The sequence below is a fragment of the Rhodoferax potami genome, assembly GCF_032193805.1.
Classification (GTDB): domain Bacteria; phylum Pseudomonadota; class Gammaproteobacteria; order Burkholderiales; family Burkholderiaceae_C; genus Allorhodoferax; species Allorhodoferax potami_A.
Genome location: NZ_JAVBIK010000003.1, coordinates 219,280 through 231,572, shown reverse-complemented (window position 1 = coordinate 231,572; position 12,293 = coordinate 219,280). Strand labels below are relative to the sequence as shown.

3 protein-coding genes and 2 pseudogenes are annotated in these 12,293 nt (G+C 53.0%); all 5 read right to left on the bottom strand.

The annotated features are described in order from the left end of the window. Position 1 precedes the first annotated feature (1 nt). The 5 genes and pseudogenes from RAE19_RS19175 to RAE19_RS19155 all read right to left on the bottom strand — a co-directional run bounded on the left by RAE19_RS19175 (position 2) and on the right by RAE19_RS19155 (position 11,258). Complete coding sequence (locus tag RAE19_RS19175) at positions 2–2,116, bottom strand: ATP-binding cassette domain-containing protein (RefSeq protein ID WP_313876424.1); 2,115 nt, start codon at positions 2,114–2,116, stop codon at positions 2–4. Continuing rightward, positions 2,116–3,564 carry a TolC family protein gene (locus RAE19_RS19170; protein WP_313876423.1) on the bottom strand — a complete coding sequence of 483 codons (1,449 nt, stop codon included), beginning with the start codon at positions 3,562–3,564 and terminating at the stop codon, positions 2,116–2,118. The genes RAE19_RS19175 and RAE19_RS19170 overlap by 1 nt, the downstream gene beginning before the upstream one ends. Before the next feature lie 59 nt (positions 3,565–3,623). Continuing rightward, positions 3,624–3,820, bottom strand: a pseudogene (locus tag RAE19_RS19165) (transposase); the annotation flags it as partial. A gap of 242 nt (positions 3,821–4,062) precedes the next feature. Next, a pseudogene (locus RAE19_RS19515) lies at positions 4,063–4,269 on the bottom strand (integrase core domain-containing protein); the annotation flags it as partial. A 626-nt stretch (positions 4,270–4,895) separates the two neighbouring features. Next, the gene (locus RAE19_RS19155) at positions 4,896–11,258 is read right to left on the bottom strand and encodes an Ig-like domain-containing protein (protein ID WP_313876421.1); all 6,363 of its coding nucleotides are present in this window, start codon (positions 11,256–11,258) and stop codon (positions 4,896–4,898) included. Positions 11,259–12,293: the final 1,035 nt, after the last annotated feature.

Sequence of the window (12,293 nt, the reverse complement as noted above, 5' to 3'; positions counted from 1 at the left end):
TCTATTGGTGATTTGAAATATTTACATGCTGTTCTTTCAAATGTCTAAGTACTAAATCTCGTTCGCCATCCAAGACAATTTGGTTCTTCACGATCACAATGAGTCTATCGACTAACATTAGGAGATCTAATTTATGCGAGATCACGATCAAAGTGTCTTCTTTTTTTATAGTGGTCTTTAACGCTTCAATCGCTCTCTTTTCTGATTCTGAATCCATTGAAGCAGTTGGCTCATCGAGTAACCAAACAGATCGATTACGCATGAATGCGCGTGTAAAGTGGACTAACTGCCGCTGCCCAATTGACAGGCCAGTACCACCCTCGTAGACCTCTTGGTACAAGCCTTTCTCATGAGTCATTAATACCGAATCATAAAGCCCTGTTTTTTTTGCAACTTCATAAATAAATTGATCGCCTGGATCAATAATGCCCAGGATCAGATTTTCCTTTAAAGTGCCGGCAAATAGGCGAGCATCTTGAGCCACAAAGGCGGTATGCATGGATAAAACCGGTTTCGACAGGATTGATATATCAATATCATCAAGCAAGACCTTCCCAAACTGTGGCTTATACATTCCAGAAAGAAGACGGATCAGGGAGGTTTTCCCTGCTCCAATCGGGCCTATTACGCCTACTTTTGATCCACTGGCAATTTGTAGATTAGGTATATTGAGAACAGGTTTTCCGCCATAGGCGAATTCAACTGAGCTCAATTTGTATTTTCCGCCGATCCCTTGCAAGACAACGGGCTGCGGTAATCCATCATGGTCATCTTTCATAGACCATAACTTATCGATACCTTGTATGGCGACTCTTGTTTGATTAAGCTGACTAATGAATCCTGGTATCAGCGCAATACAAGAAAGCAAGCGCCCCGACAAGATGCTAACTGCTATAAGTCCACCTTGCGTTAAATCACCTTGGCCGACCACAAGTGCGCCAGCGGCAATTATAAGAACATATGACAGTTGATGAAATGTTGAGGCAACATGTTGATACCACTCAGTCGATTTCTTGATTGAAAACTCAGAATTTTGAGAATCAGCAGTTACCTTTAGCCATCGCGACAGCATTCGCCACCCACCCTGGCCGGCCTTTATTGTTTCAGCTCCTTCGACAGTCTCAACTAGTAGGCCCATCTTCTGATTCGTCGCTTGATATCCAATATGTGCCATTCGTGTACTCTCGTTAGACGACACAACCCCAAGGACAAGAGAAATGATTAAGAATGTGAGCGGAATGAAGACAAGTTTTCCACCAATAATCAGAATTGAAATAGCAAATACTAGGATGAAGGGCAGGTCAGTTAGTAACTGGGAGGATGTTCCTGTAAAAAATGTACGAACGCTCTCATAACCACGAAGCTGAGAAGCTAGCCCCCCAACGCTCTGAGGCAGTTGGTCTAGGCGTAGCGAGAGAAACCTGTTGTAAACATCTTTTGCTAGAGCTGAATCAATATCTGATGCCAATTCGGTGAACAAGTTAGACCTCACGTGTCTAACTATAAGCTCCAATATAATAGAAGCACAAACGCCTATTGTTAAAACTAATAATGTTGAGCTTGCACCAGTTGGTACCACACGATCATAGACATGCATGCTATACAGCGAAGTTGCAATAACAAGCACGTTAATTGTTAGCCCGGCAATTAAAAGACTGACAACCGATTTCTTGTTTTCTTTTAGCTTTTCACATACGAGTCTAAAAACACTACTCTTAGGTTTATCAATTTTGCTAATTTTTTCAAACAAAAAGCTCTTGAAAGATTTTTCATCGCTATAGCTGTTTAATGTCCAATTGTTAGATTGGAGTTCAATACACTCGACTATCCAATGGCCAATAGAATTGCGGCCTCTCAGTATTCCCCAACTGCCATCATTTAACTTGACTAAAAGTGGGACAAGCGTCTGATCTGGTTTTGGGATTAAACGTATTGATCCAAAGCCCATCCCATTTCCAATTGCACTAAGAAGGCTAGTTGGATCTCGCATCGTTTGATCCGTAAATGACTTTGAAACAACTTCTGTGAGTGCTACCGCATCAACCTCTACCTGCATGAGGTAGTACAGGCGCAACAAGGTGGGCAATAGTTCGCGGGGCATCTCTTCAACACGCATTATTTCTCTCCAAGTATGACCGCTGGTAAGCCATAAGTATTTACTGCAAGGCGCCACGAAAGGAGTGTTTGTGCCGCTTCGATTTCTGAACCTTGAGATTGATATTGCGCAGTCTCACGAGCGGCATTCATAACTTCTATCCATGACTTCCGGCCAGCTAAAAACTGCCGGGTATATGAATCCAATATACTTTCAGATATGATGATGGATGACCTAACTGCATTTAGACGTTCGGTCAACATACTTAATTGCAAAGAGTCATTCACTACCTCTTCTTGCACTAACAATTTGTGAGCATTTATCTCTTCACGAGCTGCTTCTCGCTGTGCTAATGCACCATTTATTGCAGCTTTATTTGATAGCCCTGGGTTTAATGAGCTCGAAAATCCGAGGAATGTACGTGTTGATGGGTCGGCATGAGGTATTGAATAGTTTCCAAACTGTCGCTCTATTCTTAAATAAACTTGAGGCCATAACTCTGCTTTTTTTTCTGCAACTGTTGCACTTATTATTTTCTCTTGTGCTTGCAAGCGTTCTAGTGTTGGGGAATTCATTACTGCTAATTGTTGAATAGCAGATACCGAGTCATATATAGGATAGGGTGAACTGCTAACAGCTTCCAATTCGGTGTTTTGTATTTCGCGGCCAAGTGCTAAAGAAATCTTGCTTTTTGCAGAATTAATTTGGCCTTTTATCATCGCTGCCTCTGCAGAGAGTGAATTCAGGCGTACTGAAACGACCGATCGATCACTTTCAGCGGAAGCCCCCAACTCCACACGTCGAATCAACTGCTTTTCGAGATTCTCGTGAATTTTGTAGCTTTGATTTACCACCTTTAGGCGCAGGTCTGCTGAAACCCAATCGCTGAACGCCTGTATGAGCTTCAAAGAAAGCTGCTTGCGGACCTCCTTTTCACTGGCCTTTGCTTGGGACATAGATGCCTCTGCTTTTTCAACACCTGCGCCAATTTTGCCCCCGGTCCAGACTGGCTGCTGTATTCGTAGTGTCGTGACTCGTTCATCACCTTGGTATGAGTAGTCTTTCTTTGCAGCACTAACGCCCTCAACCGAGAGTGAAGGCGTTGGGAAATACTGCCATTTAGCTATTTCAACGCCTGAACTACTACTCTCCAAGCTGGCACGCTGTGCCAGCAGAGCTGGGTGTTGAGATAATGATTCAATAATCAGCGCCTGCAAAGTTTCGGCTTGTGCTGTTGATACACTGAGAATCCATAAAGCTATTGCAGAATATTTCATATAGACACTCAAACCTTTTTCAGTATTTTCCCATCCACGCCGCTCAATTCCTTGCATAGTCTTGCATTTCGCTATGCAATAGCCCCTATAGAATTCATCACAAGCCAGCGCCCAGCGCTGATCTGCGTTTTGCAGACAGTTGAGGCTGTGGATTTCGGCCAATTTCTCAAATAAGATCGCAAAACCGCTCACCTCTAGCAGTCACAACAAAAGGTTAAGGCCTTTTTTGACGATCATCAGCGGCAGGCAGCGATGTTGTAACCTGCGGAGCGCAGCACCGCGTGCAGCGCATCTCCCTCTGTACCGATGAGATGGCACCGCTCCGTCCTGTGGTATTCCATCAGGTGCCCGATGATCGGCTCGATCGCTTGGCGGCGTTTGAGCAATCTGCACTCCTCATCAGTTGCCTCTTATCCTTGCCTCGGTGTTTGGTCTCGTCGTTCGGGCTCCATTTGGCTCGCAATGCGTGCAACTATGGTGCGTTGTCTGCAGCAACTTCGAATCCGTGGGGTGTTTGATGGCCTTGGTCTGCACCGTAGAGTCCACCACCACAGCGGCAAGTTCCTTTGGCGAGATCAGTTTCATGTTCACGGCCGCCGTGATGGTCTGGGCCAGCAACTCCTCCACACCGTCCTTATCCGACAGGCCACGGAATTTGACCAGGGTGGTAGATCGCGCGGGCGGTATACGTCTCACCCTGCTGTGGGGTCTGACATCGTTGTAGTCCTGCAACCAGATGCAGACAGCCGGGCACGCCTGCCGCAGCGTCTCAAACCGTTGATCGTTTAGGCTGTCGCTCCTGAACTTGCAGTTGAAGCTCTCGGTGTAGCCGTTTTGCATCGCCCGCCCTGGCCAGATCAAGATATTCCGGGTGCCGTAGTTGTTCGCCCGGACCATGAACGCCCGCTGGTGAGCTCTAGACCGTTGTCGGTGCATACCGCTTGCGGATAGCCCGACAAGCCTGCATGCGAGCCGCGCACTCAAATCGCATCGCTGGATCATCACATTCACAGGCGCCCGCCTGACTTGCGGTGCTAGTGCCTTACCCCGTAAGCGGTGTGCAGCGCGTGGATGTAAAGGTGCAACTCGACCAGCAGATTCTTGAGCTTGTTTTTTCTGTCACCAGCTGACGCACCCGTCTGGCATCGGGCAGGTCCAATCTGCCTTACTTGGCCCGCGAGATTGTAGAGCATGACCTCGCTGAAGCCCCCTTTTTGCGGCACAGCTTCTTGGCTAGATCGCTTCTTCACATCCAAATACCCTGGCGTTGTGAATCTGACTCTTAAGTAAGGTCCTATTCAAGTCTTGGTGACTCTGGCGAGGCGATGAAGCAAATTTATAGATTCCTAAAAATCCCGAACAACCCAAACTCCAATGTAAATCTTATATTTATACGCACACACATATAAATCGATAATAAATAGCAAGAGCCTAGATAACCGACCCCAACAGGAATCTGTCGGGCCGCATTCAACAAACTTTGAGGATGGCAACACACAACATATTATGCCCCGTGCGTCGCTTCACAACACCTGCAGAAAAACTACACCCTCCTTATAGTCATCGGGTGCATAATCGACCCCATAGTATCCCACGATATTGTGCGTATTATAATTAAGTCCAACAGTCGATGAGAGATATTGGCTGTAATCCCACATCCCTGCAACCCTGGGCATCCCCGCACTAAGTCTTAAATTATTGAGCGTACTCGACGAAATCATCTGGACGTTAAGGCCATCGATATTAAACATCGAATTTGAGTCGCTTATCACTGCGCCAGCACTACTACCAAAGAAGGTTTGCTCGATCCAATCCATTGATATGTTATCGTTACCTGCCGCTCCATCACCAGAGCGGTCCCAATAATAATAATTTCTACCTCCCAATTCTCTAATCAATTTTCCGTAAATTCCTAAATCAATCAATGGGTCACCGGCTTTAGGCATGGTAATCGTCACGGTGTTGCTTGAGGCTACAGACAAGTTGCCCGCACTATCTACCGTGTACAACTTATAGGAGCCATCAGACAAGCCAGCAGCAGCCAAGTTGGTGTTGCTGGCTGCTGCAGCAATGCTCACGCTGTTCCATAGGTTGTCTGCTGCACCGGTGATGCTTGAGAGGCCACTCACCGACACGGAGGTGTTGACCAAATAGGCTGTACCTGCTTCGCTGCTTTGTACAACTGCGGAACTTTTGTTGGACAGGGTAGCTGTTGTGACGCTCGCGATGGGGGCTGTCGTGTCGACCAAGTAGCCGGCGTTGTTAGCGACCGAAGTATGGCCAAGCGTAGCGCTGTTGCCCGCCGCATCCAAGATGGTGCCGCCGTTGAGAGCCAGGCTGTCGGCCGCAATGCTGATGCCGTCGGCATCGGTCTGCCCTGCCAAGATGGTGTAGGTGAAGGTCAGGCTGTTGGTGCCCGAGCCGCTTGCGTAGTTGGCCTGCACCGTGGTGCCGCCTATGTTGAGCCCTAACTGCGGTGTGCCCGTGACGGTCACCGCTTCACTGAGTCCCATTGTTACCGTGACTACATCACCGGCGTTGAGGGTGCTGTTTTGAATACCCGTGGAGGACGTGATCGCCACGCTGCTGACCGTGGGGGCTGTCGTGTCAATCTTCACGGCGTTGCTTGAGGCTACAGACAAGTTGCCCGCACTATCTACCGTGTACAACTTATAGGAGCCATCAGACAAGCCAGCAGCAGCCAAGTTGGTGTTGCTGGCTGCTGCAGCAATGCTCACGCTGTTCCATAGGTTGTCTGCTGCACCGGTGATGCTTGAGAGGCCACTCACCGACACGGAGGTGTTGACCAAATAGGCTGTACCTGCTTCGCTGCTTTGTACAACTGCGGAACTTTTGTTGGACAGGGTAGCTGTTGTGACGCTCGCGATGGGGGCTGTCGTGTCGACCAAGTAGCCGGCGTTGTTAGCGACCGAAGTATGGCCAAGCGTAGCGCTGTTGCCCGCCGCATCCAAGATGGTGCCGCCGTTGAGAGCCAGGCTGTCGGCCGCAATGCTGATGCCGTCGGCATCGGTCTGCCCTGCCAAGATGGTGTAGGTGAAGGTCAGGCTGTTGGTGCCCGAGCCGCTTGCGTAGTTGGCCTGCACCGTGGTGCCGCCTATGTTGAGCCCTAACTGCGGTGTGCCCGTGACGGTCACCGCTTCACTGAGTCCCATTGTTACCGTGACTACATCACCGGCGTTGAGGGTGCTGTTTTGAATACCCGTGGAGGACGTGATCGCCACGCTGCTGACCGTGGGGGCTGTCGTGTCGACCAAGTAGCCGGCGTTGTTAGCGACCGAGGTATGGCCAAGCGTAGCGCTGTTGCCCGCCGCATCCAAGATGGTGCCGCCGTTGAGAGCCAGGCTGTCGGCCGCAATGCTGATGCCGTCGGCATCGGTCTGCCCTGCCAAGATGGTGTAGGTGAAGGTCAGGCTGTTGGTGCCCGAGCCGCTTGCGTAGTTGGCCTGCACCGTGGTGCCGCCTATGTTGAGCCCTAACTGCGGTGTGCCCGTGACGGTCACCGCTTCACTGAGTCCCATTGTTACCGTGACTACATCACCGGCGTTGAGGGTGCTGTTTTGAATACCCGTGGAGGACGTGATCGCCACGCTGCTGACCGTGGGGGCTGTCGTGTCGACCAAGTAGCCGGCGTTGTTAGCGACCGAAGTATGGCCAAGCGTAGCGCTGTTGCCCGCAGCATCCACGATGGTGCCGCCGTTGAGAGCCAGGCTGTCGGTGGCAATGCTGATGCCGTCGGCATCGGTCTGCCCTGCCAAGATGGTGTAGGTAAAGGTCAGGCTGTTGGTGCCCGAGCCGCTTGCGTAGTTGGCCTGCACCGTGGTGCCACCTATGTTGAGCCCTAACTGCGGTGTGCCCGTGACGGTCACCGCTTGACTAAGTCCCATTGTTACCGTGACTACATCACCGGCGTTGAGGGTGCTGTTTTGAATACCCGTGGAGGACGTGATCGCCACGCTGCTGACCGTGGGGGCTGCCGTATCCACCACAACGCTCAGGTCGGCAGAGGAATCAGATACATTGCCCGCCGCATCGGTGGCTTTGACCGTGAGGGTGTGCGTGCCATTGACCAAGGCGCTGCCCGGGGTGGTGCTCCATTTGCCATCGCCACCGGCTTGGACCTCAGCTACTACGATGCTGCCGTCGTACAGCTCGACTCTGCTGCCGGCTTCGGCTGTGCCGCTGATGGTGGGGGTGTCGGCGTTGGTGATGCGGTCACTGTTGCTGATGCCCGTGTCCGAGGCTGCATCCAGCACCAGGGTGGGTGCCGCAGGTGCGGTGTTGTCCAGGGTGTAGGTCTGCGCGCTGCTGTAGCCGCCAACCAGCTCGATGCCTTTGAGGTTTTTGATGCCCGTGCCGCTGGCCTTGACGTCCAGGCGCACCGTGCCGTCACCACTGATTCCATTGATCACCACGATGTAGCCTGCATTTGTAGCTCCAGCGCTGACGCTAACGATGCTGGCGGCCGCGCTGCCGGTTGTGGTGAGCACGAAGTCGGCCACATCCACGCCGGTGACGGCTTCGCTGAAGTTGACGGTGTAGCTGAGCTGCGTCGCGCCTTTGGCAACAGTCTCAGAGGCGTTGTCTGCACGCACGATGCTGCTGACCGACGGCGCATTGACGACTTCAAAGCTCAGTGCCTGCAGCGCTTCGTTGCCCGCAGCGTCGGTGGCTTTGACGTTGATGTTGTAGGTGCCAGCACTCAGACCGGCACCGTCTTTGACTTTGAGGTCTGCGCCCACGATCTCGAACTGGCTGTTGTGCTCCCCGCCCGCAGCCAGTGTGTAGCTGATGGCTTGGGTGTCGCTGGCGCTCAGGCTGCCTACTGTGGCGCCGGTGGTGGCCGCCAGGGTGGCTATGATGGTTTTGCTCAGGGCCACCGCAGTGGGGCGTTCTGTATCTACCACAACGCTCAGGTCGGCAGAGGAATCAGATACATTGCCCGCCGCATCGGTGGCTTTGACCGTGAGGGTGTGCGTGCCGTTGGCCAGGGCGCTGCCCGGGGTGATGCTCCATTTGCCGTCGCCACCGGTCGTGGCGCTGCCCACTTGCGTGCTGCCGTCATACAGCTTGACGCTGCTGCCGGCTTCAGCCGTGCCGCTGATGGTGGGGGTGGCGTCGTTGGTGATGCGGTCGCTGTTGCTGCTGCCCGTGTCCGAGGCTGCATCCAGCACCAGGGTGGGTGCCGCAGGTGCGGTGTTGTCCAGGGTGTAGGTCTGCGCGCTGCTGAGGTATTGACTACCATCTTGCTTGGTCAGCCTGAATACTATGTTGTTGACACCGGAATTCAGAGTCACGCCCGTCCAAGTGATGGCGCGATCAGTGACCATGCTGTTTATTTTTTCCCAGGTAGCGCCGCTATTCACAGATCCTTCCAATGTGTCACCAGCAGAGATAACGGTGCTGAGCTTTGCACTGATGGTCTGGTTATTGACCGTTGTTACATAATCTGTGGAGAAACTGCCGGTGTCGTTTGACAATTGGACATCGCTTGCAGAAAACGCTGCGCCAGATACCAAGGTTTGAAGTTTGCTCAGACTGTTGATGGCGCTGCCATCATCAGCGCTGTTAGCGATTGCTTGACGCACTACCGCCAAGTTGTTGTCGGTGACGTCTTTGATGCCCAGCAGTTCCAGCTGCGCTTTGCTCAGCGTACTGGTGCCGCCCGCAGGCAGGGCCGCTGCCGTAAGCACGGCCTGCGCTGCATCCGCCAGCGCTCGCAGTTCGGCCACGCTGTCCACCGCGGCCAGGTTTTTGGCGTCGATCACGCTACCCAGCAGTGCCGCCTGAGTGACGGTAGTGACTTCGCTCACGCCTATCTTGCCGTAGTCCGCTAGGCTAGGTAGATTGGCAGCGTCTGTGTTGCCTGCCACCGCATCGGCCACGGCCAGCACTTTGCGGTAGGCATCGACAATGCCCTGTACTTCAGCGGCCGTGTCCTTGTTCGCACCGGGCAGTCCCTTGAGGGCATCGTTGATCGATGCAATGTTGCCCGCATCCACCCCCGTGACTGCCAGGTCTTTGTAGGTCTGCGTCGTAGGTGCGCTCTGTCCGTTAGCGCCGCTGTAGCTTTGCAAACCAGTCAGCACGCTTGCGACTTGCGTTGTCGTTGCACTCACCACGCTTTGCAGCTTGCTCAGGCTGTTGATGGCGCTGCCATCATCGGCGCTGTCAGCTATTGCTTGACGCACTGCTGCCAGGTTGTCCGCCGTAACGCCCTTGATCCCCAGCTGCTCGAGCTGGGCCATGCTCAGCGAGGCTCCATTGGCCGACGCTGCCGCCTCCAATACGGCATTGGATGCAAGCGCCAACGCCTTGATCTCTGACACCGTATCCGCATCAACCTTGTTCTTGCCGTCGATCACGCTGCCCAGCAGCGCTGCCTGAGTGACGGTAGTGACTTCGCTCACGCCTATCTTGCCGTAGTCCGCTAGGCTAGGTAGATTGGCAGCGTCTGTGTTGCCTGCCACCGCATCGGCCACGCCTAGCACTTTGCGGTAGGCGTCGACAATGCCCTGCACTTCAGCGGCCGTGTCCTTGTTCGCACCGGGCAGTCCCTTGAGGGCATCGTTGATCGATGCAATGTTGTCCGCATCCACCCCCGTGACTCCGATGTCCTTGTATGTCTGAGTCGTAGGTGCGCTCTGTCCGTTAGCGCCGCTGTAGCCTTGCAAACCAGTCAGCACGCTTGCAACTTGCGTTGTCGTTGCACTCACCACGCTTTGCAGCTTGCTCAGGCTGTTGATGGCGCTGCCATCGTCGGCGCTGTTAGCTATTGCTTGACGCACTGCTGCCAGGTTGTCCGCCGTAACGCCCTTGATCCCCAGCTGCTCGAGCTGGGCCATGCTCAGCGAGGCTCCATTGGCCGACGCTGCCGCCTCCAATACGGCATTGGATGCAAGCGCCAACGCCTTGATCTCTGACACCGTATCCGCATCAACCTTGTTCTTGCCGTCGATCACGCTGCCCAGCAGCGCTGCCTGAGTGACGGTAGTGACTTCGCTCACGCCTATCTTGCCGTAGTCCGCTAGGCTAGGTAGATTGGCAGCGTCTGTGTTTCCTGCCACCGCATCGGCCACGGCCAGCACTTTGCGGTAGGCGTCGACAATGCCCTGCACTTCAGCGGCCGTGTCCTTGTTCGCACCGGGCAGTCCCTTGAGGGCATCGTTGATCGATGCAATGTTGTCCGCATCCACCCCCGTGACTGCGAGGTCTTTGTATGTCTGCGTCGTAGGTGCGCTCTGTCCGTTAGCGCCGCTGTAGCTTTGCAAACCAGTCAGCACGCTTGCAACTTGCGTTGTCGTTGCACTCACCACGCTTTGCAGCTTGCTCAGGCTGTTGATGGCGCTGCCATCATCGGCGCTGTTAGCTATTGCTTGACGCACTGCTGCCAGGTTGTCCGCCGTAACGCCCTTGATCCCCAGCTGCTCGAGCTGGGCCATGCTCAGCGAGGCTCCATTGGCCGACGCTGCCGCCTCCAATACGGCATTGGATGCAAGCGCCAACGCCTTGATCTCTGACACCGTATCCGCATCAACCTTGTTCTTGCCGTCGATCACGCTGCCCAGCAGCGCTGCCTGAGTGACGGTAGTGACTTCGCTCACGCCTATCTTGCCGTAGTCCGCTAGGCTAGGTAGATTGGCAGCGTCTGTGTTGCCTGCCACCGCATCGGCCACGCCTAGCACTTTTCGGTAGGCGTCGACAATGCCCTGTACTTCAGCGGCCGTGTCCTTGTTCGCACCGGGCAGTCCCTTGAGGGCATCGTTGATCGATGCAATGTTGCCCGCATCTATCCCCGTGACTCCGATGTCCTTGTATGTCTGAGTCGTAGGTGCGGTTCCGCTATTACCCGCTCCCCCTCCTATCAACTTAAAGCTATCTTGTGCTCCTGGCAAAGAAGCGAGCGCTTCAGAAGACAGGTTACGAATCAGACCAGACCCAACAAGTGCATCAATTTGGACGGTTGAAAGAGACGCAGCTTGAGTTGCAGTCATGCCCGATATGCCCGCTCCAATAGACAACAGTTTCGAACTGGACAAGCTTGACATTGCAACAGGGGGGATCCAACCAATTTGTTGCGCAGTCATCAGTGAAAGCTGAGTTGACGTGAGGCCCGCAACATCTTTCGGCAAAGCTGAGACCAAATCTTGCTGCCCAAGAGATTTAACATCACCAGCCCAACCGGGGGCAGAAGTGCTAGAAGCTTCAGCGAAATTAAACTGGGGCCTAACCACGTTGTAAATGTCAAGCCCTAACTTCGCCCCGACTGTATCTGCTCCTTGAAGCAAAATCCTCTGCACATTGTTGCTCACCGTCGGAACGACACTAGAGGAAATACCATTTGCAACCGCCGCTACTGTAGCCTCCATTCCTACCAAGTTTTGATCGGCTCCGGAAAGAGCGGCAAGTGCATATCCGTATTTTTTTGACTCGGCCTCTGCTGAGGAAAAATTAACATCATTAACAGCTACCGGCTTTACCCTCACAATATCAGTGAGACCAAAAACTGTTGCAACCCTTGAGTTTATAGAGTTGACTGAAGCTACATCCAACCCCGAACCCCCCGGGGCTTTACTTTCAGTAAACAACTGGCGGACAGCGATTTCTGTAATCGGGGTAATAACCAACGTGTGCTGCCCAGCCCCGTTGATAACCGCTGCCGCACGTAAATTCACCGACAAATCGATTGGCAGCTTACTTGCTTCATCCAAATAGTCCGCTCCGGCATCATCGCTATCAATAACCTTAGCAATCACCACACCTGTGTAATTCGCATCAAAGCGAACAGAAAAAGTGCCATCACTATTCACCTTTACTCGAGCCAATTCGCCATTATTATCGGCTCTCGACACCACAACTGTGAGTTGATTTCCAGCTACGACAGGTCCAGCAACGATAGAACC